This window comes from Lichenicoccus sp. (assembly GCF_965276875.1).
Lineage (GTDB): Bacteria > Pseudomonadota > Alphaproteobacteria > Acetobacterales > Acetobacteraceae > Lichenicoccus.
Window position 1 is genome coordinate 24,700 of the sequence record NZ_OZ255701.1, and the last position, 26,101, is coordinate 50,800.

Sequence of the window (26,101 nt, forward strand, 5' to 3'; positions counted from 1 at the left end):
CCGGATTTCCGCCTACCGCGCAAGGACCAGGCGAACGAAGGTGTCGCGAAGGGTGCTGCGTTCCGGAGTGGTCAGTGTTTCCTGCCCGTAATGAGCCCGACCCAGGCGGAGCAGCATACGATCCAGATCTTGGGGAACCTGCTTGCTGGCGCCAAGCGTCGTTTTCAGGGCCTTCAAATCCGGCGGTGCCATCGCGGCGACCATCGGCTCGATCAAGGCGTCCAAGCCTGTGTTGGCTGTCGCGTTAATTGCCGCGGCAGCCGATGCTGGTGGGGCGTAGGCCAGGAATGCCCGTACGACGACGTCATTCCATTCAGTCGTTGTGTCCGCTTCCTGCATCAATGATCGGCTTTGGTTGGAACGTGCCGGGTGGATGCCGACGAGATGCACGCGCACACCGAATTGCTGCGCCAGGACGACACCGACACGGACGTCTTCGTCACCCGAAAGCAACACGGCGTCAGTGATGGCGTGATTGCGCGCCAACTCGGCAAGGTCGGTGATAATGAGGGCGTCAACGCCCTTCTGCTCACCGGCGGCGTTGATCTGGCCCAAGCGAATTTTGATATCGTCGGCATCGGCAAGGGCGGACTGCTCTGGCGTGGGGCGTCCGACGCGCATCGCGTCGTACCAGTAGATCCGCAAGAGCGGCAGGTTGCATGAGGATTTTGCTACCTCCTTCAGGGCCTCCACGACCTTTGGAATTTCCAGGGAAAGGAGTTCGCGGCTTTGTCGGGTGCCCGTCAGAAGGGCCGAGCCTTGGGCAAAAAGGTAGCCTGCGTCGACAAAGACGGCGGAGCGTTGCATAGACTGACCCCTAAACAATAAGGGCACCCGCAGGTGCCCTTTAGTACTGGCGCGTCGGACGTGCGTAATCTCCGCCCGGCGCTACACTTCTATATATATGGCATGACGATGGTCAGGTCAAACCTTTTTGTCCGCCGGGGTAGGTAGCATGCGATCTGTCCGGTGAGGATGGGCTTCTGAAGAGGAGGCTCGGATGCGTCGCTGACGGGCGATGGAGATCGAGGCGCTGTGTGGCGGCCGCTATGCCGGCTTCACGGCCAGGCACTTCCACGACTATTTGGTTCGCGATAATGGGTTAGCCTGGGGCTACACCCGGACTAAGTTGTTACTGCAAAGCCGGGGCCTGCTGCGGGCGGCGCGGCGCCGGAACTCGACCACCATGGCCTCCTCGGCCGAAGTGAGGACGGTGCTATGCGGTGCCGTCGGCCCCATTGGAGCGTCGTTCGTATTCGTTCTGATAAGCCACTTGCTCACGGTCGTGCGGCTCAGGCCGTAGCGCTCGGCCAGGGTGCTAGTTTTTTTTCGACGCCTGGAGCTCGGCTCGAACTCGCGGCGTCGTTCGGGCTGAGCCATGAAGACTGTCTGCCATAGCGCTTCCTCCGCTTCCCGCGTCAGGACAGCGTCATGACTTCCCGAGACCAAACACCTACCTACCGACAACCTTCTTGTTCGCCGGAAGGACTATCAGTGTCGTGTATGACACAAAGCGCCTGGTCTTCAATGCGAGCCCGTCAGGGCCGGCATCATCACCTGCAGATAGAGCGTGCGGAACATCCAGGCGGTCAGGCCGATCGAAAGGATCAGCAGCGGCACGTTGAGCGCCAGGGTCAACGTGTTCCAGATCTGCACCTCGGAGAAGTCGAGGTGGAACAGCAGCCACAGTTGCGCCAGCACGGCGAGAGCGGCGATGCCGGCGATCGCCAGCACCAGCAGCGTCGGCGGGAATGCGTGGGTGCGCACCAGGAGGAGCGAAAGGCCCATCAGGGCGACGGTGATGGCAAAGCCCGCGATGTAGCGGACTTCGCTGGCGAGGCTCACCTCGGGATGGTCGCGCGGGCGCTTGTTGGACACCTCCATCAGATCGCTCCCCACAGATAGACGAAGCTGTAGACCAGGCACCAGATCACGCCCTGGTAGAGCCAGAACACCTTGAGGTTGACCAGCCGGTAGGTGACCTTCGGGGTCAATCCCTTGGCCGCCACCTGGACCATCATCACCAGCATCCACAGCAGCCCGAAGACGGCGTGCACGCCATGCACCACGAGAATGGTGAAGAAGGCGGAAAGAAAGCCGCTGCGCTGCGGCCCGGCGCCGCGTGCGGCAAGACCAAGCAACTCGTTTGCTTCCATTCCCACGAAGCCGGCGCCGAGCACGAACGCGGCGATCATCCAGAGCGTCAGCGCCCGCGGCCGGTCGTGCTTGAGGTCGACCATCGCCAGCCCGTAGGCCAGCACGCTGGCGAAGAACACGACGCTTTCGACATAGGCATAGACCGGCTCGACGACCTGCATCTTGGTCGGGCCGCCGGCGGCACTCATCGGATAGCTGAGCACGCCATAGGCCGCGAACAGGGCGGCAAAGACCAGCGAATCGCTGAGCATGTAGAGCCAGAACCCGAGCAGGCGGGTGCTGAACATGTCGTGCTGGTGGCCGGAATCGTCCCACAGCTTGACCGGCGCGCCGCCGGCGCTGGCATTTCCAGCGCCTGCGGTCATGGCGCGGTCACGCCGCCGGAGACGTAGGCACCAATGCGTCGCGGCGCCCCGCCCGCGGCCCTGGCCTCGATCCGGCGCACCTCCTCGGCGGTGATGATATAGCCGGAGTCCCTCTCGAACGAACGGATGATCACCAGCACGATGATGCCGAGCAAGGAGACGCCGGCGAGCCACCAGATGCGCCATACCATGGCGAAGCTGAAGCCGGTGGTGCAGGCGGCGATCAGCATCGGCACCGGGGTGTTCAGCGGCATCTCGATATCTTCATAGTGTTCCGGTCGTGCGTCCGCAAAGCCGTGTTCGCGACGCCAGGCCCATTCGTCGCGCGCGTTGATGTGCGGGATGACCGCGAAGTTGTAGGCGGGAACCGGCGAGTGGGTCATCCATTCGAGGCTGCGGCCGGTCTGCCAGGCGTCCATATCGACGTGATTGGCGTTGCGGTCGCGGATGCTGATATAGATCTGCCAGAAGAACATCGCGGTAGCGGCGCAGTAGATTGCGATGCCGATTTCCTCGACGATCATCAGCGGCTCCCAGCTTGCCTCGGGCACATATTCGAGCCGCCGCGTCATGCCCTTGAAGCCGAGCGCGAACATCGCCGTGAACACGACGAAGGTCCCGGCGACGAAAGCCCAGAACACCCGCTTGCCATAGGTCTCGTCGAGCTTGAAGCCGAACATTTTAGGAAACCAGTATTGCGCGCCGGCGAACGAGGCGAACAAGGTGACCATCACCATGCAGTGGAAGTGCGCGACGACAAAGACGCTGTTATGCGTCATGTAGTTGATCGACGGGATCGCCAGCATCATGCCCGTGAGGCCGCCGATCAGCAGCATGAACACCGACGCGGTGGCCCACAGCATCGGCGTCTCGAAGCGCAGCCGACCGCGATACATGGTGAACGTCCAGTTGAAGACCTTCACGCCGGTCGGAATGCCGACGAACATGGTGGAGATGCTGTAGAAGATGTTGACCAGCGGGCCGGCCCCCATGGTGAAGAAATGATGCAGCCAGACCGACCAGGAGATGCCGGCGATGGCGACGGTGGCGACCACCATCACCGGGTAGCCGAACAGGGTCTTCTCGGAGAAGGTCGGGATGATCTCGGACATCATCCCCCACGCCGGCAGGATGATGAAATACACCTCCGGATGGCCCCAGATCCAGAACAGGTCGGCATAGAGCATCAGGTTGCCGCCGAAACCGGGTGTGTAGAAGTGGGTGCCAATATAGCGGTCCAGGGTCAGCAGCAGCAGGGCGACGCCGAGCACCGGAAAGGCGGTCAGGCCGATGATGTTGGCGGTCAACGCGGTCCAGGTGAACAGCGGCATGCGCAGCCAGGTCATGCCGGGCGCGCGCATCTTGATGATGGTGGCGATGATGTTGACCGCGCCCAGCGTAGTACCGACGCTGCCTATCTGGATCGCCCAGATCCAGTAATCGACGCCGACATTCGGGCTGTACGCCATTTCGGTGAGCGGCGTCAGACCGACCCAGCCGGCATGCGAGAAATCGCCGACGAACAGCGACAGCATCACCAGCCCGGCGCCGACGACGGTCATCCACAAGGCCAGCGCGTTCAGATAGGGGAACGCCATGTCGCGGGCACCGATCTGCAGCGGCACCAGGAAGTTCATGAAGCCGGCCAGGATCGGCGTCGCCGCGAAGATCAGCATGATCGTGCCGTGCGAGCTGTAGACCTGGTCGTAATGGTAGGGCGGCAGGTAGCCGTGCTCGGCTCCGAGAATGCCGATCGAGTGCGGGCCCGCGGCCATCACCTGCTGGGTGCGCATCATCAGGGCGTCGATGAAGCCACGGAACAGCATCACGAAGCCGACCAGGGCATACATGATGCCGATCTTCTTATGGTCGACGGTGGTGATCCATTCCCGCCACAGGTAGCCCCAGGCGCGCAGATAGGTCACCGCGAACAGCGCGCCCAGACCGACCAGGACCGAGAACACGAAGGCGCCGAGCACGATCGGATCGTTGTAGGGCAGTTGCGACCAGGTCAGCCGGCCGAAGATCGGGTCCCAATGGCCCTGGACTTGCACCATGCGTTGAGCCTCTCGGTATGTGGGCTAGTGCGTCGGTTCGACGCCGTTACCAGTCGTATAGGTCGATTTGTCGGTCATCGCCCGCGGCGTGGTAAAGAGCGTGCCGCGGTCGACTTCGCGGACGATGTTGTCGAAGAAGCCGTCGGCCACGTCGGAAAAGGTGCCTGTCCTGCCGTGGATGTTGATCGTTGGCCTGGCAAACCTGTTGAAGCTGGCCATCGTCAGGTGCACCGGAGCCTGCGCGGCCTTGGCCGTCCAGGCTTGAAACGCGGCTGGTGTGACCACATGCGTCTGAAAGCGCATCCAGGAGAAGCCCGGGCCGCTGAAATCCGCGCTGAAGCCCGCGTAGGTCCCGAGATGATCGGCGAGCAGGCTCTGTTTCGTGCGCATGCCGGGCATGATGTCGATCTCGCCGGCAAGCTGCGGGATGAAGAAGTCGTTGGTGACGGTCGAGGAGGTCAGCCTAAAATGCACAGGCGTGTGCACCGGAATGACCAATTCATTCGCCGCGGCGATATGCAGCTTGGGATAGATGAACAGCCACTGCCAGTCGGTGGTGACCACGTCGACATCGACCGCGGGTGTGTCCGCATAGGCGCTTCGGCCGTGAGCCAGCACCCCGGGCCCGAACGGGTCAACCGCGAAGGTTCCTCGATAGGAATAATAGCCGAGAAAGACCACGATCGCGGCGGGAAAGCCCCAGGAGACGATCTCGATCGGCAGCGAGTGCGACCATTTGGGCATGTAGGTGCCCCGGCCGGACGCCCTGCGATAGCGCCACACGCACCAGGCCAGCAGCAACGTCGTCGGCGCGATGATCGACAGCATCGCGCCGACATCGATCAGCAGCAAGTTGAAGTCCGCTCGTGCCATCGGTCCTTTCGGATCGAGGATCCAGTAACCGCCTGTCGAGCAGCCTGCGAGCGATACGCCAATGCAGAGAGCGGCGGCGGCGGAAACCCCTGTTCGACGTCGCCCTGCCACGTCATGCTCCCGGAAATCTTGGTCATCGCACCCTTGTAACAGCACCCCATCGTGGCGTTCTCCGCAAGCCTCTTCTGCGAGGAGCCGGACCCCGAACACGGCTTTGTCAGGGCGGCGCGTCGCGCTATCCAGGGCTTCGGCCAGCAGGGAGGCTTTAGCGTGCAGTGCGAATCATTGCTGACGGTCCGCCACCTTGCCTGGCGTGAGGGCGCCTTTTGCGCGACGGGTCGGGTGATCGCCGAGGAGACGCCGGTGGCGTTCTCCTTCAACCGGCTGGCGCATGCGGTGATGATGGCAACACCCGCGGATCTGGCGGATTTCGCGCGCGGCTTCAGCCTCAATGAGGGGATCGTCGGCGACCTCACCGAGATCGAGGAGATCGAGAGCGTTATCCTTGAAGGAGGGGCGGGAATCGAGTTGCGGTTGTGGATCGCGCCGGGACGGATGGCAGCACTCGAGGGGCGGCGGCGGCGGATCGCGGGGCCGACCGGCTGCGGCCTGTGCGGCCTGGAGAGCCTGGCCGAGGCGATCCGCTTTGATGCGGCCCCCGTGGCGGATGGCGGCAGCGTCGACGCCGGCGCGGTGATGGCGGCGATGGCAGCCCTGCGTCCGGCGCAAACACTCAACCAGGCGACCCGCGCGGTGCATGCGGCGGCTTTGTATCGGCCGGGGCAGGGCCTGATCGCGCTGCGTGAGGATGTCGGCCGGCATAACGCCCTGGACAAGCTCGCCGGCGCCCTGGCCGCGGCAGGCGAGGACGCGTCGGACGGCATCCTGGCGCTGACCAGCCGGGTGTCGGTGGAGCTGGTGCAAAAGGCGCAGACCATGCGGGTGCGTGTGCTGGCGGCGATGTCCGCACCCACCGGGCTCGCCTTGCGCACCGCCGAACGCGCCGGCATCACCCTGGTCGCGGTCGCGCGCGACGACGGCTTCGAGCTCTGCACGCATCCCGGGCGCATCAACGGGGCAGGGGCGTGAGGCTGCCCTGGTCGCCGGCGCGCCACTTCCCGCGCCTGTCGGCCCGGATCGCGCCCTCGGCACCACCCCGGGCGATCGCCGCCCCGCCGGCTTTGCATATCGCCAGCCCAGAGGCGCTCGGCGAACGCGTCTTCGGCCCGGCGGTGTTCGCATTCCTGGCCTGGCTGATCCGCCATCCGGCGACGGCGCGGCTCGACCGGCTGTATTTCGCCTCACGCGAGGGCTGGGCGCTCGAACGGCTCTACGGCGCCATGCGCGCGCGGCTTGCCGACAACGCGCTGCCGCGCGGCCTCTATCTGCCCTGCTCGCGACGGGTCATGCTGGCCGCCCAGCTTGGAGCCGCCCAGCTTGGGGCCACCCAGCGTGAGGCCCCGCTGGCCAATGGCCGGCTCGAAGTGGGGCTGCTGACCGCGAGCTCGCCCTGGTTCGAGGGCACCGTCGAGGACCTCCTGCTGGCCCGTATCGGCTTCGTGCCAAAACGACCGGCGCCGCCGGACACCACCCGCATTACGCTGATGCAGGACGCCGCCATAGCGCACTGCGCCGCCGAGCTGATGGCGGACGAGATCGTCCCGCATGTCCGCCGCATCCATGCCGACGTGCTGGCGTTCGCGGCCTCCTGCGGGCTGACCGCCGGGGGTGCCGCCGGCCTGGTCGATGTCGGCTACAGCGCCACCATCCAGACGGCGATCCAGCACACGCTGGGCGTTCGCCTGGCCGGCTTCTACATGGCCGTGAGCGACGCGGCCGCCAAGGCCGAGGCGGGCCGTGCGGGCGGCTACGCGTTCGCAGCCTTCGCCCGGGGTGCCGCGACCGCGACCTTCGCGGCCGAATGCGGCCTGCCGCTGGAGGCGGTGCTGAGCGCGCCGCACGGCCAGGTGATCGGCTACGCGCCGCCGACACGCGGGCGGCGGGCGGCGCCGGTGTCCCCGGTGTTCGGCGCCCCGGGTCTGGCACAGCTGCATTTCCCCATGCTGCAGCGGGTGCATGACGGCATGCACGTCTATTGCCTGGACCGTCTGTCCGCACATGGTCTGCAGGCGGCCCCCGACCCGCTCGCCATGCTGCGCCGTCTGGGGCGCGGCGAGGTCTCGGTCGCCCCCGAGATCGGCTCGGCGCTGATGGTCGAGGACGCGTTCTGCGGCAATGGCGAGATCGACGTGCTGGCGCGCGCGCGGGGCGCTCAGTGAAGGGGCCCAGATGAGGGTCTTGGTGCGCGGCGCCGGCGTCGCCGGGCTGGTGACGGCGGTGACGCTCGCCGAGCGTGGTCACGCGGTCACGCTGGCGGAGCAGGGGCGCCGGATCGGCAGCGGCGCGTCATGGCAGGCCGGCGGCATGCTCGCCCCCTGGTGCGAGGCCGAGACCGCGCCGGCCGCCATCCTCGACGGCGCCGAAGCGACGATCACCTGGTGGCTGGCGCATGCGACGGAGGCGCGGCGCTCAGGCAGTCTGGTGCTCGCCCTCTCGCGCGACGGCGCCGAGCTGACCGGGTTTGCACGTCGCACCACCGGCTACGCCTGGTGCGACGCGGACGCGATCGCCGCGCTCGAGCCCGACCTCGCCGGCCGCTTCGCCCGCGGTTTGTTCTACGCCCGCGAGGCGCATCTGGATCCTCGCCGGGCCCTCGCCGGCCTCGCCGCACGCCTGCCGGCGCTTGGCGGACGCCTGTTGCTGGACGGCAACGCGGATCCGCTGCCGTTCGAGCGGATCGTCGATTGCCGCGGCTTCGCCGCCCGCGACCGCGAGGCGGACCTGCGCGGGGTGCGCGGCGAGATGGTGCTGCTGCGCTGCCCGGAGTTTGCCCTGTCGCGTCCGGTGCGCCTGCTGCATCCACGCACCCCGGTCTATCTGGTGCCGCGCGCCGATCATGTGTTCATGCTTGGCGCGACCATGCTGGAGAGCGAGCAGCAGGGTGGCGTCACCGCGCGCGCCCTGCTCGAATTGCTCGGCGCGGCCTACGCGCTGCACCCAGCCTTGGCCGAGGCGGAAATCATCGAGACCGGCGCCGGTTTGCGGCCGTCATACCCCGACAACATGCCGCGCGTGCGCCAGACGGACGACGGGGTCATCACGGTCAACGGCATGCACCGGCACGGCTTCCTGCTGGCGCCGGTGCTTGCCGCCGAAGTGGCGGAGCGGCTTGCGGCACACGCCACGACGACTTAGGTGACGGGCATGCGAATAGTCGTGAACGGCGCGCCGCATGACGTACAGGCGCATACCCTGGCCCTGGTGCTGGTCGAACTCGGCTACGGCGAGCAGCGGGTCGCGACCGCGCTGGACGGAAACTTCGTGCCGGCGCCGCAGCGCGCGGACCGGGCGCTGCAGCCGCACTGCCAGGTCGAGATCGTCTCGCCGCGTCCGGGAGGCTGAGCCCCAGCGTGACCGCCGATACACTCACCCTCTACGGGCAGCCCTTCACCTCGCGCCTGATGCTGGGCACCGCGCGCTATCCGTCGCCGGCGGTGCTGGAGGCGGCGGTGCGGGCGTCGGGTGCCGAAATCGTCACCGTGTCGGTGCGGCGCGAAGCCGCGGGCGCGCGCGCCGGGGAGGGGTTCTGGTCGCTGATCCGCGGCCTCGGCGTGCGGGTGCTGCCCAACACCGCCGGTTGCCACACCGCCGGCGAGGCGGTGACCACGGCGCGGATGGCACGCGAGCTGTTCGGCACCGACTGGATCAAGCTCGAGGTAATCGGCGACAGCGACAGCCTGCAGCCGGACCTGTTCGGGCTGGTCGAGGCGGCACGCATCCTGTCCGACGATGGCTTCAAGGTGCTGCCCTACACCACCGAGGACCTGGTCGCGGCCGAACGCCTGTTGCGTGCGGGCTGCCAGGTGCTGATGCCTTGGGGTGCGCCGATCGGCTCCGGCCTGGGTCTGAACAACGTCTTCGGCCTGCGCGCCCTGCGTGGGCACTTCCCCGAGGTGCCGCTGGTCGTGGATGCCGGCCTCGGCCTGCCCTCGCATGCGGCGGCCGCGATGGAACTTGGCTATGACGCGGTGCTGCTCAACACCGCCGTCTCCCGCGCCGGCGACCCGGCGATGATGGCTGCGGCCTTTGCGCGGGCGATTGACGCCGGGCGGACGGGTTTTCTCGCCGAGCCGATGGAACCGCGCAATCGTGCGGAGCCCTCCACCCCGTTGCTCGGCCGGCCGCTGCTCGCATGAAGCTCGTGCTGCCGTCGCGTGTCTATCCGGTGGTGGACAGCGCCGGCTGGGTGGAGCGGATGGTGGCAAGCGGGGCAAAGCTGGTGCAACTCCGGATCAAGTCGGACGATGGAGCGTTGCTGCGTCGCGAAATACGCGCCGCCCGCGCGCTATGTGAAGCGGCTGCGGCGACGCTGGTGGTCAACGACCATTGGCAGCTCGCGATCGAGGCAGGGGTGGGTTTCATCCATCTCGGCCAGGAAGACCTCGCCGGTGCAGACCTGGATGCGATCCGCGGCGCCGGCGCCCGGCTCGGTGTCAGCACCCATTCCGACGCTGAACTGACCCAGGCCCTCGCGGTGGCGCCGGACTATATCGCACTCGGCCCGATCTACCCGACGACGCTCAAGCAGATGCCCTGGGCGCCGCAGGGCCTGGCACGCATTGCATCGTGGCGGCAGCGGATCGGTGCGATGCCGCTGGTGGCGATCGGCGGCGTGACACTCGAACGGGCAGAGGCATGCCTCGAGGCGGGTGCCGATGCGGTGGCCGCGGTGTCGGACATTGTCGCGTCCGCGTCACCCGAGGCGCGGCTCAAGGCGTGGCGTGACCGGCTCGATTGAGGGCCGCGCGATCGCGCACCAGTTCGCCAAGAGCAATTGCCGCCGTCAGGCCCGGGCTTTCGATGCCGAACAGGTTGATCAGGCCCGGCACGCCATGTGTCCGCCAGTCCTGCACCACGAAGTCCTGGGGTGCTGCGCCCTCGGGCACGAGCTTCGGTCGGATGCCGCAATAACCAGGTTGCAGGGCGCCGTCCTCAAGCGCCGGCCAGTAACGCCGGACCGCGTCATAAAAGCCGGCCGCGCGCGACGCATCGACATCGTAGCCGATCTCGCTCACCCATTCGACGTCGGGGCCGAAGCGCGCCTGGCCGCCGAGATCGATGGTCAGATGTACACCGAGACCGCCGGGCACCGGCACCGGATAGATCAATCGGGAGAACGGCGAGCGTCCCGACAGAACGAAATAGTTGCCCTTGGCATAGTGCGCGGTCGGCACGAGGTGGCGCGGCATGCCCTCTATGCGGGCAGCGAGGGCAGGGGCGGCGAGGCCCGCGGCATTGACCAGCAAACGGCAGCGCAACGTGATCGGATCGATTTCACCGACCTCCACGGCAATGCCCTCGGTCAGCACGCTGGCGCGCATCACCGGACTGTTGCAGACGAAGACCGCCCCGGCATGCTCGGCATCCCCTTGCAAAGCGAGCATGTAGGCATGGCTGTCGATGATCCCGGTCGCCGGCGAGAGCAGCGCGCCGGTGCAGCACAGGTTCGGCTCCAGCGTGCGAGCTTCATGCGCGGTGAGCAGGGTCAGCCCTTCGACCCCATTGGCCTCGCCGCGTTCCTTGATCAAGGCGAGGCCCGGACGTTCGGCCTCATTGGTCGCGACGATGAGCTTGCCACATCGTGCGAACGCGACACCGCGGTCGGCGCAGAAGTCGTAGAGTTTTTGCCGGCCGCTGACGCATAGACGCGCCATAAGGCTACCTTTGGGATAATAGATGCCAGCATGCACGACCTCGCTATTGCGCGAGGAGATCTGCGTGCCGATACTGCTCTCGGCCTCGATCACCATGACCTCACGGCCGGCGCAGGCGAGGGCCCGGGCGATGGCAATGCCGCACACGCCGGCACCGATGACGATGCATTCGATGTCGTCCATGATCAGGCTGAAGCGACGGCCGCCCGCGCCCGCTCGATTTCGTGTCCCCAAAGCCACGCTTGCCTGAGCGAATGACGAAGCAGTGAATTGATCCTTCCCATAAGCATAGCAGTAGAGGTATACTGGTCGAAGTGCAAGTAAGTATTAACGAAAGTTAAAAACTACTGCCTCTCTGCTGGCTTTGGAATTCGAGCTTGACATATTCACGGTTTTGTGAGTTTACCTGACCTAGGGGCGATGGGAGTGTAAGTGCCTAGCTCGTTGTGCACCGTGCCGACTGACATCTTCCAAGGGCTCGGCGCGCAGCGTTCATGATCTTGCACACCTTGGTCGACTGGAAGTGATCGTTCAGCCATGTGCGGCTGAAACCTTGTTGCGCGTTTATCTCAATTGGCAGCGTTTGGTGGCGGGACGTAGACTATGCACATTGCCGAGCAAGGTTTGGAATTGCCTGCGCCGCTGGTCAGTATCGGCTTGCCCGTGTTCAACGGTGAGGCCTACGTGGCCGACGCGATCCGCTCTGTCCTCGCGCAGACCCTGCGCGACCTTGAGCTGGTCATCTGCGACAATTGCTCCAGCGACTCAACCCAGGAAATCTGCGAACGCTTTGCGGCCCTGGACGATCGGGTGCGGTATGTCCGCAACCCGCGCAATCTCGGCGCCGGCCCAAATTATGACCGCTGCTTCTTTCTCGCCCGCGGCACCTATTTCAAATGGGCCGCGCATGACGATCTGCTGGCACCCCGCTATCTCGAGCTGGCGGTGGCGGCTCTCGAGGCAGATCCGCGCGCCGTCCTCTGCACGGTGGGCATACGCGAAATCGATGCCTTCGGCGAGACCCATCGCATCTTTTCCAATGAGTTTCCCTTAGCCTGCGCACGGGCGCCGGCGCGCCGGTTCGGCGGGCTGATCCACACGCGCCATCAGTGCGAGGATTTCTTCGGACTGTACCGTCGGGTTGCCCTGGTCGGCTCCGGGCTGCACGACACCTATAGTGGCTCGGACCGCGTGCTGCTCGCCGAAATGGCGCTGCGCGGGCCCTGGGTCAATGTCGCGGAACCGTTGTTCCTGCACCGCGAGCACGACATGCGCTACACGCGCGCCGTGCTGCTGGTCGACCCCCGGCAGGCAGCACTCTGGCAGGATACCAGCGGCCGCGCCAAGCAGCGCAACACGATGTTCCACTGGGGCATCTATCGTCGCTATTGGGGGCTGGTGCACAAGACCGTTCCGTCGCCGTTTGGTCGTCTCGCATGCTACCTGCAGCTTCTGCTCTGGTGGGGCAGCGACGGGCATTTCGGCGACGTGGTGCGCGATCTTATCCGCACCTTGAGCCCCAAGATGTTTGTCTCGCTGCGTGGTCTCAAGCACGCATTGCTCGGTGCCAGCCGCAAGCTCCGACCCGGCAGCCTGCCGTCATTGTCGCCGCACAAGCCCAAGAAGGCGACCCCTGAGCTCCCTGGGAGCCAGCAGCAGCAGGAAGACTGGATAGGAGACCATACCGGCCAGGATTTTCACCCCGAGCAGGACAAAAGCTGGCAGTCCTTCGAGGAGGCTCCCGGCCGCCAGCACGACACCAACCATGCCCAGCGTGGCGATGGCTGGGAAGAGCGCGCCCTTGAACACGAGACGGGCGACGCCGGGGAGCTGCGCGCGTACGAACATCACGACCACGGGCGCGGATAGGCTGGTGACGATCAGGTTCGCCCAGGCGATGGCGGTCACACCGCCGAGCCAGGCGGCGGGCAGGCTGGTCAACAGACGGGCTACAACAATAACGATGCTGTATCGCACCGGTATGTCCGGTCTGCCGCGGGCATTGACCGCGGCGGTCAAAAGGTAGTTCGACGAATGCGCGATACCCGAGAGCGCCACGATGGCGAGCAGCGGTCCCGCGGGCTGCCATCTGGGATCGAGCAAGGTCGCCACGATCTGCGGACTTGTCGCGGCGACGCCGGCGAAGGTCGGCAACGCCACCACCGCAACCCCGGTCATGAACTCGAGCAGCTTGGCACTCAGCGCTGCCGGGTCACTCTGGCGCGCTGCGAAGGTCGGAAAGGCGACACGGCCGACAACGCCCGACAGTCCGTTGATCAGGGCGCTGCTGATCCGCTCGGCCAGGGAATAGATGCCCACCGCGGCGGCACTCAGGAACAGACCCGCCGAGAACCGGTCGACCTGCATGACGACGAAGCCAAGCAACTGGTTGCCAACCCGGTGCCTGCCGAAACCGATGATCTCGGCGCAGGCCTTGCGGCTGACCTGCCGACCGGGCCAGATGCCACTGACCGGCATCACCAGGGTCGCCTCGAGAATGCGGGCAACCAGATAATACCCCACGAGGCTGTAGGGGCCGAAACCACGTCTGGCAAGCACCACCGCGGTGGCAAACCCGGCCAGTTGCGAGATCACCGTGCGGATTGCCAAGGTGCGGAACCGCAGCTCGCGTTGCAATACGCCGTGATAGGTTGCGGTAATGCCGACAAAAGGCAGGCAGATCGCCAGAAGCGGCAGCACCAGCCGCAGTTCGGGTTGCGCAAACAGCAGCGACAGCGGCCAGCCGGACCCCGCCATGACCAAGCCTGCGATACAGCCGCATCCCAGCAGCAGCCAGAACAGGGTGTCGAAATCCGCAGCACTGACGCTCTCGCGCTGAATCAGCGCATCGGACAGGCCATCGAGCAGCAACGTCATCATCAGCGTCATCGCCAGGAGTGCAAGCGTCATCACGCCGACCGCGGCCGGGCCGATGATGTTGCCGACTACGATGAAGACCATCAGGGCGGTGATCTGCTGCGTCCAATAGTCGATCGCCGACCAGGCAGCACTCCCGAGCATGCCGCCGCGTGCCCCATCGTGCCGTACGGAGACGGTCTTCATGCGTCTTTCAAGCACGCGAAGGTTCGCGGGCGACAGCCAAGCCGATTATATGATATTGCACGCGCCCGATCCTTTCCGTAACCTGTCCGTAACGATTTGGCGGGTAGTTTGGGTTTCCCGAGTATTTTGTTGTCACACCCGGTTCTTACACAGCCTCTGTTGAATATGGAAGTTGGAAGCGCATGAAAGTAGCGATTTTGGCAGGCGGCAAGGGCACCCGCATCGTCGAGGAAACCGAAATCAGGCCGAAGCCGATGGTGGAGATCGGCGGCATGCCGATCATCTGGCACATCATGCGCCACTACGCGCATTTCGGGCACAACGCGTTCGTTATCGCGCTCGGCTACAAGGGCCAATACATCAAGGACTACATCCTGAAATACAGCTCGTTGCATTCCGACCTCGACGTGCATCTGCGCAGCGGCGAAATCACCCGTCGCAACGGTCTTGCTCCTGACTGGCACGTCAGCCTCGTCGACACCGGCCTGGAGACGCAGACCGGCGGCCGCATCAGGCGTCTTGCACCGATGATCGGTCAGGAGACCTTCATGCTGACCTGGGGCGACGGCGTCTCAGATGTCGACCTCGACAAGCTGCTCGCCTTTCATCGCGCCCATGGCAAGCTCGCCACCATCACCGCGGTGCGCCCGCCCGCCCGCTACGGGCACCTCGATTTCGACGGCGATCGGGTGTGCGACTTCAACGAAAAGCCGATGGCCGCCGAAGGTTGGATCAACGGCGCGTTTTTCGTTCTCGAACCGCAAGTTTTCGATTATATCGATGACGACACAACGCAGTGGGAGCGCGAGCCCCTGCAGCGCCTGGCGCAGGATGGCCAGCTGATGGCCTACAAGCACGACTCCTTCTGGCAGTGCATGGATACGCTGCGCGACAAATACCTGCTCGAAAGCCTCTGGCAATCGGGCAATCCTCCCTGGAAGACCTGGACGGACGCATGAAACTCCTTCTCACCGGCCATCGCGGCTATATCGGATGCGCCTTGGTGCCGCTGCTGCTGCAGGCCGGCCACGAGGTTGTCGGCCTGGACAGCGATCTCTATCGCCGCTGCACCTTCAGCGGCGAGATGGCGCAAATCCGGACGATCGATCGCGACATCCGCGACGTCACCGCGGCCGACGTGGCCGGCGGCTTCGATGCCGTGCTGCATCTGGCGGCACTGTCGAACGATCCGCTCGGCAATCTCGATCCCGAGCTCACCATCGCCATCAATCACGACGCCACCATGCGCCTCGCCAGGCTGGCGCGTGACGCCGGCATCCCGCGCTTCGTGTTTTCGTCCTCCTGCAGCCTCTACGGCGCGGCGGGCGACAATTTCGTCGACGAGACCGCCGAGCCGAGCCCGGTCACACCCTACGGCCGCGCCAAGATCCTCTCCGAGCAAGGGCTCACCGAGCTCGCCACCGACAATTTCAGCCCGACCTTCCTGCGCAATGCCACCGCCTACGGCTTCTCGCAACGGGTGCGCTTCGATCTCGTCGTCAACAATCTTACCGCCTGGGCGCTGACCACCGGGCGGGTGCTGATGAAGAGCGACGGCACGCCGTGGCGGCCGATCGTGCATATCGAGGACATCGCCCGCGCCTTCATCGCGGTCATGCAGGCGCCGCGCGAGGTGGTGCATCTGCAGGCCTTCAATGTCGGCCGCAACGAAGAGAACTACCGGATCAGCGAGATTGCCGACATGGTGGCCGAGCGGGTACCTGGCTGCCGCATCGATTTCGAGCCGGGCGCCGGACCGGACGCGCGCTGCTATCGCGTCGATTGCGGCAAGATCGCGCGCATGGTGCCAAGCTTCAAGCCGGCCTGGACAGTCCGCGAGGGGATCGTCCAGCTTCGCGACGCCTTTATCGAGGCGGGCCTCAAGGCGGAATGGTTCGAGGGGCCGCGCTTCAGCCGCATCGCGCATTTGCGCGAGCTGCTCGCAAGCGGCGCACTCGCCGGCGACCTGCGCTGGGCTAACCAGCCGCAAGCGCTGCGCGCATGATCAGCGTCATCGAAGGCTGCCTGTCCTGCGGCTGCACGCAGCTCCAGGAGATCATGTCGTTCGGCGAGACAGCCCTCGCCGACCGGCTGATGACCGCCGCCCAGGTCAATGAGCCGGAGCCGAAGGCGCCGCTCGACCTGATGTTCTGTCCGGAATGCGCGTTGGTGCAGATCCACCATACGGTCGATCCCGAGGTGCTGTTCTGCAACAACTATCCTTATTACTCCTCGGTCTCGCCCAGCCTGATGCGGCACTTCCGGGCCAGCGCCGAGGACATCATGCGCAGCCGCCAACTTGGGCCCGACAGCCTCGTCGTCGAGGCGGCGAGCAATGACGGCTACATGCTCAAGCCGTTCCTGGAGGCCGGCATCCAGGTGCTCGGCATCGATCCCGCGGACGGGCCCGCGGCGGCGGCCGTCAAGTCCGGCGTGCGCACGCTCAACACCTTCTTCAGCCTGGAGCTGGCCCGCACGCTGGCGGACAGCGAGCATGTCGCAGCCGATGTGTTCCTTGCCAACAACGTGCTGGCCCACGTCCCCGACCTGAACAATTTCGTCGAGGGCATCCGCACGCTGCTCAAGCCGGACGGCGTCGCCGTGCTGGAATGCCCCTATTTGCTGGATCTGATCGCGCATAACGAGTTCGATACGATCTATCATCAGCATCTATGCTATTTTTCGGCGACCGCGCTGGACCGCCTGTTCCGGTGTCATGGACTGTTCCTCAACGATGTCGCGCGCGTGGCGATCCATGGCGGCTCGTTGCGGCTGTTCGTCGGACGTACCGAGCAGGTCGGCTCGTCGGTTCGCGAGATGCTGGCCGACGAGCGCGAAGCCGGTGTCGGGACATTCGCCTACTATGCGGACTTCGCCGGCAAGGTCCGGCGCTTACGCGAGCGACTGACGGCGATGCTCGCCGACCTCAAGGCGCAGGGCCACCGCATCGTCGGCTATGGCGCTGCCGCCAAGGCGAACACGCTGATGGCCTATTGCGGCATTGGGCCTGCGCAACTCGACTACCTGGTCGACCTCAACCCGAACAAGCAGGGTTTGTTCTACAGCGGCAACCACCTGCCGATCCATCCGCCGAGCCGGCTCGCCGCCGACCCGCCGGACTACCTGTTGATCCTGGCCTGGAACTTCGCCAGCGAGATCATGCAGCAGCAATCCGCCTTCCGTGCGGCTGGTGGCAAGTTCATCGTGCCGGTGCCGGAGCCGGTCATCCTGTGAGTACCGCAATGCCGACCTGTCCCTGCTGCGGCGCCCTCGCCGGTGCGCCGTTCTACGAAGTCCCAGCCGTGCCGGTGCATAGCGTCACCGTCCTGCGCACACCTGAGGCGGCGCGGGCGATTACTACCGGCCGCATCGCGTTGTCGCTGTGCGAGAGTTGCGGCTTTGTCTTCAACGCCGCCTTCGATGGCAATAAGCAGGATTATTTCCACGACTACGTCTCGACCCAGGCGGCGTCCTCGGTGTTCAACAGCTTCCATCGCCGTCTCGCCCAGGACCTGATCGATCGGCACGGGCTGCATGGCCGCGACGTCGTCGAGATCGGCTGCGGCCAGGGCGAATTTCTCCAGCTTCTGGCGAGCCTTGGCGGCAATCGCGGCACCGGCTTCGATCCCGCCTACGAGCCGAGCACCGAACTCCCGCGCGATGTTCGCATCATCAAGGATGTCTATTCCGCCAAGCACGCCGAGGCGGCGGGCGATTTCATCGCCTGCAAGATGACCTTGGAGCATATCGACACGGTCGGCCAATTCGTCAGCGGCGTGCGTGAGGCGGCCGGCGACGATCCGGCGCGCGTGGTCTTCTTCCAGGTCCCGGACGCAGCCCACATCTTTGCGCAGGCCGGCTTCTGGGACATCTATTACGAGCATTGCTCCTATTTCTGCCCAGGCACCTTGCGCACCCTGTTCGAGGCGGCGGGCTTCGCGGTGACCACGGTGCGGTCCGACTATGACGGCCAATACCTCATGGTGGAAGGCCATCCCACGTCGCGGCCGCAGGCGCCGACACCCCCTTCCGATCTCGCCGCGATCGTCTCGCTCGTGCGCCGCTTTGCCCGCGAGGTACCCGAGCATCTCGCCGCCTGGTCGCGCGACCTCGCCGCCGGCAAGCGCGCCGGACGCCGTACCGTGCTCTGGGGCGGCGGCTCAAAGGCGGTGTCGTTCCTGACGACGCTCGGAATTACCGATGAGATCGAGGCGGCGGTGGACCAGAACCCCGAAAAACATGGTAGCTTTCTCGCGGTGACCGCGCATCCGGTGATCGGCCCTGAAGCGTTGCGCGGTGCCGCGATCGACCGGGTCATCCTGATGAACCCGATCTACCAGAATGAGGTGGCGGCTCAGTTGGATCGTCTCGGCTGTCGCGCTGAACTGCTTGCCGTGACCTCGCCTCTGGCCCGGCAGGCTGCGTAAGGACTGATGACCATGAATGTGAGCATCGCATCAAAACGCCCGCCGATCTCCGAAGCGTTCGACGCCGCTGTTGCGCGGATGATCCCGATCGAGCGGCTGATGGCAGCCAAGGACGCGTTTCGCGCGCAATTCGTAGCGGGGCGGCCCTACCCGCATGTCGTCATTGATGATTTCTTCGATCCCGAGGTGCTCGAGCGGATCACCGCCGACTTCCCCAGCGAGAGCGGCCGGGATTGGATCAAGTACGACACCGAAAACGAGATCAAACAGACCTCGCGCGGCATCGCCGATCTGTCTGCCTTCACCCAGGCCTTCTTTATGCAGATCTGCGCCGAGCCGATGATGGGCTTCCTGCGAGAGGTCACGGGACACCCCGACCTGGTGCCCGATCCGCTGTTCCATGGCGGCGGACTGCACGAATCCTTCCGCGGCGGCTGGCTCAACCTGCATGTCGACTGGACCCAGCATCCGGTGCTGCCACTGGCGCGACGGCTCAACCTGATCATATATCTCAACCGCGACTGGGACCCGGCCTGGGGCGGCGCGCTCGATCTATGCGATGCCACCACCAAACAGGCCGGCGCCAGCGTCGTGCCGCTGTTCAACCGCGCCGTCATCTTCGAGACCAATGACGCGACCCTGCACGGCTTTGCCGACCCGCTCACCTGCCCGGTGGACCGCTCACGCAAATCCATCTCGTTGTTCTACTGGAGCCCGGATCCTGAGGCGATCAAGAAGAGCAGCTTCATCACCTTCCTGCCCGGTAAGCGTCATACAAGGATCAAGGCGCTCGCGCGGTCCTTCGTGCCCCCCATTGCCTATGTCGCGCGAGACCGGCTCGCCGGCCTGTTGCGCCGCCGCTGAACCATGCCATGACACAGAGACGCTTCGTCCTCTGCCTGGGGCTGCTCGTACTTGCCGCCCTCGCGGCACAGATCGGCCTGTTCAGCGCCGGGCTCTACCGGATTACCTCGGACGAGAGTGCGCGCATTCTTACCGCCTGGAATCTGTCCTGGTCGAACGCCCTCGAGCCGTTCCTGTGGCCGCCTTTCTACAAGCTGTTCGTCGGCGGGGCGATGAAGCTGTTCCCCTCCATCTTCTTCACCCCGCGTGTGCTGGTCGAGATCACCGGTCTGCTCTGCCTGCTTGCACTCGCCTGGCTTGCGACCGAGCTGTTCGGCGATCGCAGGATTGCCCTGATCACCGCCTTCTTGGCACTGCTCGCACCGCAGCGCCTGATTTTCAGCGTGGTGCCGCTCTCGGACATCTACTACTTCGCCATGGTCACCGCCTCTGCTGCGGCAACCGCGCGCTGGCTGCGCACGGATCGGGCAGGCCCATTGCTGCTCGGCTGCGGCTTTTTGCTGCTCGCCGAGACAGTACGCTTCGAATCCGGCCTGTTCGCGGTCTTCCTCGAAGTGCTGCTGCTGTATCGTGGCCTGATTGCGCGCACGTTGCCCTGGCGCACGCTGGTCGCCGCCTCGTTCATCCTGTTCGCCTTCCCGCCGCTCTGGGGGCTGAACTCGCTGATCTGGTATGGCACGCTGCGCAACCTCAGTGTCGCGGCTCAGCAATTCACCGGTGAGTTCGGCCGCAACACTTTCTACGCGATCAAATGGTCGCCGCTTCGCTTCTTCATCCAGGACATGCTCTGGAATCCACTTACCTTCGCCGGCTTGGTGGCGGTGGCCTGGCTGTCGCTGCGCGAGCGCACCATACGCACCTGGACCTTGCTGTTCGGGGTGCCGCTGGTCGTCTTCAGCTTGGTCTGCATCATCACCTTCAGCATTCCCACCGCCGCGACCTGGCGGACGAGTGGCGTCTGGACGCTGCTGATGATGCCGTTTGATGCGCTGATTGCGCTGCGCATCGGGCAGTTTCTGTGGCGCGCGGGCGGCATGGCGCGAGTCGCGGCCCCAATCCTGCTCGTGCTCGCGATCCTGCCGATGGGTGTGCGCAGTGCCTGGTATGCGCGTGACGGCCTGCACAATAATTCGACCCACCACCTGCACCAGGAGCGTGCGCTCGACACCTGGCTCGACAAGCGGCTAGCCGCGGACCCCAGCGCCGTGGCGGTGATCGACAGCTCCACCAACCTCGACTATCTCGACCTGCTGGCGTTTTCGCGGTTTCCCTCGCGGCTGATCACCACTGGCGCCGGCGATCCGGTGCGCATCGGCTTCTATGAGCCGATGGCAGCCGCCTATGCCGGGGACCCCAAGGTGCAAGGCTTTCTTACCGACCGCTTCGGCCTGGACCATGGCGGGGCACAGGCGGCTTTGCGCGCGCATCACGTCCGCTATCTCGTCGTGCGCAATCCTGTGTTCCTCGCGGCTCTGGGGTCGAGCCCGCTGGTCTCACGCCTGCACCGCTTCAACGACTGGACGATCTATGGCGTGCGTCCGGTCCCGCCGCCGCCCGGTACGCGCTCCGGCACTGCGTCGCGCGCTCTCACGCGGATACCGCGTGCGGGCTGAACTCGGGATCCTGCTGCGCGGGCCGTTTGGTCGCTGGCTGCTCTGGAGTGCCGGCGGCTTGGTGCTGCTTGTGCTCTCCGGCTATACGCTCGACCATCCGATTGCGCGCTACGTGCACGAGCATCTGGGCTTTTCGCGAGACGCACGGCGCATGGTCCATATCCCGGAGGCGCTTACCGTCTTCTGTCTTGGCTGCACCGTGCTGCTCGGCGGCTGGTCGGCCTTCGTCGGGCGTTTGTCGGGACTCGCGCGCGACGTCCTGCTCGCCTCGCTCAGCCTGTGCATCGCGCTGACCCTGACCAGCGCGCTCAAGATCTGGTTCGGCCGTATCCCGCCCTCGCGCTGGTACTTTGCCCAATGGCATAATTTCTTTGCCTATCTGTCCGGCTCCTTTCCCTCGGGGCATATGACGGCCATGAGCGCGGTCGCCCCTTTCGTTTGGGCTCGCTCGCGCTGGTTGTTTTTGCTGCTGCTGCTGCTTTCGCTGGCCGCCTGCTACGGGCTGGTGCGCCAGCAGGCACATTTCATCTCCGACCTGTTCGGCGGCGCCCTGGTTGGCGGTTCGGTGGGCTACGCCGTGCTGTGCGCCGACCGCATTCGGCAGTCGCCTTCACAATCGACCCGATTGGGGGGATAAAGGCGCCCCTCGCGGCCCCGGAACCCCATTTGATGAATGCCTCGCTTGCCCAAAAGATAGCAGCGGATCCGCGCAGCTGGTCGCCGGCGAGTTGGCGCGGCCTGCCGGCCCGCCAGGCGCCGACCTATCCCGACCAGGCGGCAGCCGAAAGCGTGGAGGCGCGTCTGCGGCGCTACCCGCCGCTGGTCTTTGCCGGTGAGGCGCGCCGGCTGAAGCAGCAACTGGCGCTCGCCTCGGAGGGGCGTGCCTTCGTGCTGCAGGGCGGGGCGTGCGCCGAAAGCTTCGGCGAGTTCACCGCCGATATCATCCGCGACACCTTTCGCGTGCTGCTGCAAATGGCGGTCGTGCTGACCTTCGGCGCCAAGGTGCCGGTCATCAAGCTGGGCCGGATGGCCGGGCAGTTCGCCAAGCCACGCTCCGCCGACACCGAGACGCGCGGCGGCGAGACGCTACCCTGCTACCGCGGCGACATCATCAACGGCCCGGACTTCAACGCTGCCAGCCGCAATGCCGATCCGCTTCGCATGGAGACCGGCTATTTCCAGTCGGCCGGGACGCTGAACCTGCTGCGCGCCTTCGCCTCCGGCGGCTATGCCAACCTGCATCAGGTGCATCGCTGGAATCTCGGCTTCGTCGCGCGCTCGCCGCTCGCCGCCGCCTACCAGGATCTCGCGCAGCGCATTGACGAGACCCTGGGCTTCATGGGAGCCTGCGGGCTAACCCCGAATGCCCCGCAGATCAACGAGACCGAGTTCTACACCGGCCACGAGGCGCTGCTGCTGCCGTACGAGCAGGCGCTCACGCGTGTCGATTCGACTACCGGCGACTGGTATGGCTGCTCGGCGCATTTCCTCTGGGTCGGCGATCGCACCAGGCAGGCGGATGGCGCGCATATCGAGTTCCTGCGCGGGGTGCACAATCCGATCGGCATCAAGGTCGGCCCGACCAGCACGGCTGACGAGCTGCTGGACCTGCTCGACATCCTCAACCCCGAGGACGAGGCCGGCCGCATCACCCTGATCAGCCGCATGGGGGCCGCGAAGGTGCGCACGCATCTGCCGCCGCTGCTGCGCGCGGTGCGCACGGCGGGGCGTCGCGTCACCTGGCTGGTCGACCCGATGCACGGCAACACCATCTCGACCGCGGCCAAGGTGAAGACCCGGTCCTTCGATGCGATCCTGGCCGAGGTGCGCGGCTTCTTCGACGTGTTCGCGGCCGAGGGCGCGCGTCCCGGTGGCGTGCATGTCGAGATGACCGGCCAGGACGTGACCGAATGCGTGGGCGGCGCGCACCGGCTGACCGAGGCCGATCTGGGGGCGCGGTACGAGACCTTCTGCGATCCGCGGCTGAACGCCGAGCAGTCGCTCGAACTCGCCTTCCTGATCGCCGGCGAGCTGACCTCGCGCCGGCTGGCCGGCGGGCCCGCTGCTTGACCACACCGCCCGCTGACATCACCGCGCGCACCGACGCGTATTTCAATCGCACCCGCGCGATCGTCGAACACTTCGGCGACGTGCGTGTCACCTATGCGCTGTTCCTGCGCCGTCCGGTGGTGGCCGCCCCGCGGCTGATGACCGAGTGGCTCGCCACCGTCGCCGCCGAGCGTGGCACGGAGATCGTCTGCGAGGCCCGCTTCGCCGAGGGCGACTGGGTCGGCGCCGGCGAACCGCTGCTCTATATTACCGGCAGCTTCGCCAAGCTGGCTGACCTCGAGACGCTGCTGCTGCAAAAGCTCGGGCCGGCCTGTGTCGCCGCCCACAACGCCTATCAGATGTGCATGGCGTTGCCGAAGGCGGCCTTTCTGGCCATGGACGCGCGGCACTGCGCCGGCTTCGAGATGCAGGAGATGATGGCCTACGCCGCCGCCGTCGGCAGTACTGCTGCAAAGCGCGAGGGGGCGAAGGGTTTTGTCGGCTGCGCCAACGACGCGACCGCGCATTTCTACGGGGCCGAGGCGGGCTTCGGCACCATGCCGCATGCTTTGATCGGCTATGCCGGCAGCACCCTGCGCGCCGCCGAGATGTTCCATGAGACCTTCCCGGACATCGATCTTACGGTGCTCAGCGATTATTTCGGCTGCGAGATCAGTGACACGCTCGCGGTTTGCCGGCGCTTCCCCGAGTTGGCGGCGGCCGGCCGCATCGCCGTGCGTCTCGACACCCATGGCGGCCGCTTCCTTGAGGGGCTGGATCCGCAAACGAGCTACGCCGTCCTGGAGCGTCGAGCCCCTGGCGCGATCCGCCGCTACCGTTCCGACAGCGAACTGCGTCACCTGGTCGGCACCGGCGTCTCGGCGGCGGCGATCTGGCGCACCCGCGAGGCGCTCGACTTGGCCGGCTTTGCCGACGTGCGGATCGTAGCGTCGTCGGGTTTCGGCGTCGACAAGTGCCGGGTGATGGCCGACGCCCGCGCGCCGATCGACGTGGTCGGCACCGGCTCGTTCCTGCCCGAGCATTGGTCGGAGACCTACGCCACCGCCGACATCGTCGCCTATGACGGCGTGGCACGGGTGAAGCTCGGACGCGAATTCCTGCTGCTGCTGCGCGATCCGCCTTCATGAGCGATGTCTTTGCTCCCGAAGGCGGCTTCGTGGTCCGAATCATCGACCTCTCCGCCGACAGCGCGGATAATGTCGTCGAGGAGATCAAGGGCTTCCCGACCTTGATGCATGCCAACGCGTTTGCCCGCGCCTACGTGCGCGACAGTGTGGAACTCTGCCGCGAGCCGGGCAGTGCTGCGCGCGAGGTGCTGCAGCGCTGGTTTGCGTTCGGCGAGGATGCCGAGGTGATCGAAGCCGATCAGCAGGGCTGGCGCTCGGCCAACGAACTTGACGAATTCGCCTCGCACCCAGCCTCGGCGCTGGAGCGCGACTGGCGCGCCCTCGACCCGCGCGCGCCGGAGGACGATGACGACCTCGACGACGAGGAGATGCCGGATTGAAACTGCGTTTCGCACCGAGCCCCACCGGACTGCTGCATGTCGGCAATGCGCGCCAGGCGGTCGCCAATGCCCTGCACGCGCGCCGGCATGGCGGCACATTCCAACTTCGCATCGACGACACCGATCCCGAGCGTTCGCGCGACACCTACGCCGACGCGATTCGCAATGACCTGCGCTGGCTTGGGCTTGATTGGGACGAGAGTTTTTCACAGTCCGCGCACACCGCCGACTATGCGGCGGCGGCGGACCGTCTGCGTGCCTCCGGGCGGCTCTATCCGTGCTTTGAAAGCGAGGAGGAGCTGCACGCCAAGCGCGAGTTGCGCCTGCGTCAGAAGCGGCCGCCGATCTATGACCGCGCGATGCTGCGCCTGACCGCCGAGCAGCGCGCCCAGGCCGAGGCCAACGGCAAAATCCCCTACTGGCGCTTCAAGCTCAGCGACGGCGCGGTGGTCTGGCATGATCTGGTGATGGGCCGCACGCAGGTGAAGCTCAGCGCCATCTCCGATCCGGTGCTGATCCGCGCCGACGGCACCATCCTGTATGCCTTTGCCTCCGTCGTCGACGATCTGCGTACCTCCATCACCGACATCCTGCGCGGCGAGGATCATATCACCAACACCGGCGTGCAGATTGACATCGCGCTGGCCCTCGGTGCGGCACCTGGGCATTTCCGCTTCGGCCATCTGCCGCTGCTGCTCGATGCGGCGGGTGGCAAGCTGTCCAAGCGTTTTGACGGCCTGACACTGCGCGCGCTGCGACAGGACGGCATCGAGGCGTCGGCACTCGTCGGCTATCTCGCGCGTCTGGGCACCTCGGACGATCCGCAGCCGCTGGCCATCGCCGAACTCGCGGCGCAGTACGATGTCGGTCATACCTCGCGCTCGCCGTCGCGCTTCGACATGCACCAGTTGCTGTCGCTTAACCGGCGGGTGATGCACGCACTCCCGTTCGCGGCGGTTGCCGACCGGCTGCCGGACGGTGCCACCGAGGCGTTCTGGCTCGCGGTGCGCGGCAATCTCGACTTGCTCGGCGAGGCGCGACACTGGTGGGATGTCGTCGCCGGCAGCATCGTGCCGCCGCCGCTCGAAGGCGAGAGCGAATTTCTCACCCAGGCGTTGTCGGCGCTGCCAACGGAGCCCTGGGACGAGCATGTCTGGTCGATTTGGACGAAGCGCCTTGCCGAGCTGTCCGGGCGTCGCGGACGCAAGCTGTTCCTGCCGCTACGGGTCGCCCTTACGGCCGAGGAGAAGGGGCCGGAACTGCATGAATTGCTGCTGCTGATGGGCCGCGAGCGCGTCGCCGGACGGCTGCGCCACGCCGCCGCGTAAGCT

The 26,101-nt window shown here is 65.8% G+C and carries 24 protein-coding genes and 2 pseudogenes; 18 read left to right on the forward strand and 8 right to left on the reverse strand.

Annotation, left to right across the window (positions count from 1 at the left end; genetic code table 11):
- Window positions 1-12: 12 nt before the first annotated feature.
- The 6 genes and pseudogenes from ACQY4K_RS00130 to ACQY4K_RS00155 all read right to left on the reverse strand — a co-directional run bounded on the left by ACQY4K_RS00130 (window position 13) and on the right by ACQY4K_RS00155 (window position 5,452).
- Window positions 13-807, reverse strand: coding sequence for an NYN domain-containing protein (locus ACQY4K_RS00130; RefSeq protein ID WP_428392361.1), 795 nt, complete (start codon window positions 805-807; stop codon window positions 13-15).
- A gap of 357 nt (window positions 808-1,164) precedes the next feature.
- Window positions 1,165-1,396 (reverse strand): annotated as a pseudogene (locus ACQY4K_RS00135) (IS481 family transposase); the annotation flags it as partial.
- A 128-nt stretch (window positions 1,397-1,524) separates the two neighbouring features.
- Complete coding sequence (locus tag ACQY4K_RS00140; protein ID WP_428392362.1) at window positions 1,525-1,884, reverse strand: hypothetical protein; 360 nt, start codon at window positions 1,882-1,884, stop codon at window positions 1,525-1,527.
- Window positions 1,884-2,522: a cytochrome c oxidase subunit 3 gene (locus tag ACQY4K_RS00145; protein WP_428392364.1), complete on the reverse strand. Its 639-nt coding sequence runs from the start codon at window positions 2,520-2,522 to the stop codon at window positions 1,884-1,886. Before ACQY4K_RS00145 ends, ACQY4K_RS00140 begins: the two co-directional genes overlap by 1 nt.
- Entirely contained in the window at window positions 2,519-4,579 is a 2,061-nt protein-coding gene (locus tag ACQY4K_RS00150) for a cbb3-type cytochrome c oxidase subunit I (protein WP_428392366.1), read from the reverse strand. The genes ACQY4K_RS00145 and ACQY4K_RS00150 overlap by 4 nt, the downstream gene beginning before the upstream one ends.
- A gap of 24 nt (window positions 4,580-4,603) precedes the next feature.
- Window positions 4,604-5,452, reverse strand: a complete 849-nt coding sequence (locus tag ACQY4K_RS00155; protein ID WP_428392368.1) for a cytochrome c oxidase subunit II — start codon at window positions 5,450-5,452, stop codon at window positions 4,604-4,606.
- Window positions 5,453-5,614: 162 nt separating this feature from the next.
- Between ACQY4K_RS00155 and fdhD the strand changes: the two genes are divergently transcribed.
- The 6 genes from fdhD to ACQY4K_RS00185 are packed head-to-tail and all read left to right on the forward strand — an operon-like array spanning window position 5,615 to window position 10,310.
- Window positions 5,615-6,541 (forward strand): formate dehydrogenase accessory sulfurtransferase FdhD, encoded by a 927-nt coding sequence (fdhD, locus tag ACQY4K_RS00160; protein WP_428392369.1) that lies wholly within the window; start codon window positions 5,615-5,617, stop codon window positions 6,539-6,541.
- Window positions 6,538-7,731: a hypothetical protein gene (locus ACQY4K_RS00165; protein WP_428392371.1), complete on the forward strand. Its 1,194-nt coding sequence runs from the start codon at window positions 6,538-6,540 to the stop codon at window positions 7,729-7,731. The genes fdhD and ACQY4K_RS00165 overlap by 4 nt, the downstream gene beginning before the upstream one ends.
- 10 nt (window positions 7,732-7,741) lie before the next feature.
- Window positions 7,742-8,707, forward strand: a complete 966-nt coding sequence (thiO, locus tag ACQY4K_RS00170; RefSeq protein WP_428392372.1) for a glycine oxidase ThiO — start codon at window positions 7,742-7,744, stop codon at window positions 8,705-8,707.
- Window positions 8,708-8,716: 9 nt separating this feature from the next.
- Entirely contained in the window at window positions 8,717-8,914 is a 198-nt protein-coding gene (thiS, locus tag ACQY4K_RS00175) for a sulfur carrier protein ThiS (RefSeq protein WP_428392374.1), read from the forward strand.
- A gap of 8 nt (window positions 8,915-8,922) precedes the next feature.
- Complete coding sequence (locus tag ACQY4K_RS00180) at window positions 8,923-9,708, forward strand: thiazole synthase (protein WP_428392376.1); 786 nt, start codon at window positions 8,923-8,925, stop codon at window positions 9,706-9,708.
- Entirely contained in the window at window positions 9,705-10,310 is a 606-nt protein-coding gene (locus ACQY4K_RS00185) for a thiamine phosphate synthase (RefSeq protein WP_428392378.1), read from the forward strand. Before ACQY4K_RS00180 ends, ACQY4K_RS00185 begins: the two co-directional genes overlap by 4 nt.
- Here the strand turns inward: ACQY4K_RS00185 and ACQY4K_RS00190 are convergent.
- The gene (locus tag ACQY4K_RS00190; RefSeq protein WP_428392380.1) at window positions 10,282-11,409 is read right to left on the reverse strand and encodes an NAD(P)/FAD-dependent oxidoreductase; all 1,128 of its coding nucleotides are present in this window, start codon (window positions 11,407-11,409) and stop codon (window positions 10,282-10,284) included. The genes ACQY4K_RS00185 and ACQY4K_RS00190 overlap by 29 nt on opposite strands.
- A 420-nt stretch (window positions 11,410-11,829) precedes the next feature.
- On the opposite strand from ACQY4K_RS00190, the pseudogene ACQY4K_RS00195 reads away from it, so the two are divergent.
- A pseudogene (locus ACQY4K_RS00195) lies at window positions 11,830-12,252 on the forward strand (glycosyltransferase family 2 protein); the annotation flags it as partial.
- A 573-nt stretch (window positions 12,253-12,825) separates the two neighbouring features.
- On the opposite strand, the gene ACQY4K_RS00200 reads toward ACQY4K_RS00195, so the two are convergent.
- Window positions 12,826-14,289: a lipopolysaccharide biosynthesis protein gene (locus ACQY4K_RS00200; protein WP_428392382.1), complete on the reverse strand. Its 1,464-nt coding sequence runs from the start codon at window positions 14,287-14,289 to the stop codon at window positions 12,826-12,828.
- A gap of 182 nt (window positions 14,290-14,471) precedes the next feature.
- Here ACQY4K_RS00200 and rfbF point away from each other — a divergent pair, with 182 nt between their 5' ends.
- The 11 genes from rfbF to gltX are packed head-to-tail and all read left to right on the forward strand — an operon-like array spanning window position 14,472 to window position 26,098.
- Complete coding sequence (gene rfbF / locus ACQY4K_RS00205; protein WP_428392384.1) at window positions 14,472-15,248, forward strand: glucose-1-phosphate cytidylyltransferase; 777 nt, start codon at window positions 14,472-14,474, stop codon at window positions 15,246-15,248.
- Window positions 15,245-16,294, forward strand: a complete 1,050-nt coding sequence (locus ACQY4K_RS00210; RefSeq protein ID WP_428392386.1) for an NAD-dependent epimerase/dehydratase family protein — start codon at window positions 15,245-15,247, stop codon at window positions 16,292-16,294. Before rfbF ends, ACQY4K_RS00210 begins: the two co-directional genes overlap by 4 nt.
- Window positions 16,291-17,523: a class I SAM-dependent methyltransferase gene (locus ACQY4K_RS00215; protein WP_428392388.1), complete on the forward strand. Its 1,233-nt coding sequence runs from the start codon at window positions 16,291-16,293 to the stop codon at window positions 17,521-17,523. Before ACQY4K_RS00210 ends, ACQY4K_RS00215 begins: the two co-directional genes overlap by 4 nt.
- A gap of 8 nt (window positions 17,524-17,531) precedes the next feature.
- Window positions 17,532-18,716: a class I SAM-dependent methyltransferase gene (locus ACQY4K_RS00220; protein WP_428392390.1), complete on the forward strand. Its 1,185-nt coding sequence runs from the start codon at window positions 17,532-17,534 to the stop codon at window positions 18,714-18,716.
- 12 nt (window positions 18,717-18,728) lie between these two features.
- The gene (locus tag ACQY4K_RS00225; RefSeq protein WP_428392391.1) at window positions 18,729-19,580 is read left to right on the forward strand and encodes a 2OG-Fe(II) oxygenase; all 852 of its coding nucleotides are present in this window, start codon (window positions 18,729-18,731) and stop codon (window positions 19,578-19,580) included.
- A gap of 8 nt (window positions 19,581-19,588) precedes the next feature.
- The gene (locus tag ACQY4K_RS00230; protein WP_428392393.1) at window positions 19,589-21,193 is read left to right on the forward strand and encodes a hypothetical protein; all 1,605 of its coding nucleotides are present in this window, start codon (window positions 19,589-19,591) and stop codon (window positions 21,191-21,193) included.
- Entirely contained in the window at window positions 21,183-21,830 is a 648-nt protein-coding gene (locus tag ACQY4K_RS00235; protein WP_428392395.1) for a phosphatase PAP2 family protein, read from the forward strand. The genes ACQY4K_RS00230 and ACQY4K_RS00235 overlap by 11 nt, the downstream gene beginning before the upstream one ends.
- A gap of 32 nt (window positions 21,831-21,862) precedes the next feature.
- Window positions 21,863-23,263: a class II 3-deoxy-7-phosphoheptulonate synthase gene (locus ACQY4K_RS00240; protein WP_428392396.1), complete on the forward strand. Its 1,401-nt coding sequence runs from the start codon at window positions 21,863-21,865 to the stop codon at window positions 23,261-23,263.
- Window positions 23,260-24,390 (forward strand): nicotinate phosphoribosyltransferase, encoded by a 1,131-nt coding sequence (locus ACQY4K_RS00245; protein ID WP_428392398.1) that lies wholly within the window; start codon window positions 23,260-23,262, stop codon window positions 24,388-24,390. The genes ACQY4K_RS00240 and ACQY4K_RS00245 overlap by 4 nt, the downstream gene beginning before the upstream one ends.
- Entirely contained in the window at window positions 24,387-24,770 is a 384-nt protein-coding gene (locus tag ACQY4K_RS00250) for a hypothetical protein (protein ID WP_428392400.1), read from the forward strand. Before ACQY4K_RS00245 ends, ACQY4K_RS00250 begins: the two co-directional genes overlap by 4 nt.
- Window positions 24,767-26,098, forward strand: coding sequence for a glutamate--tRNA ligase (gltX, locus tag ACQY4K_RS00255; protein WP_428392402.1), 1,332 nt, complete (start codon window positions 24,767-24,769; stop codon window positions 26,096-26,098). Before ACQY4K_RS00250 ends, gltX begins: the two co-directional genes overlap by 4 nt.
- The last annotated feature ends 3 nt before the right edge of the window (window positions 26,099-26,101 follow it).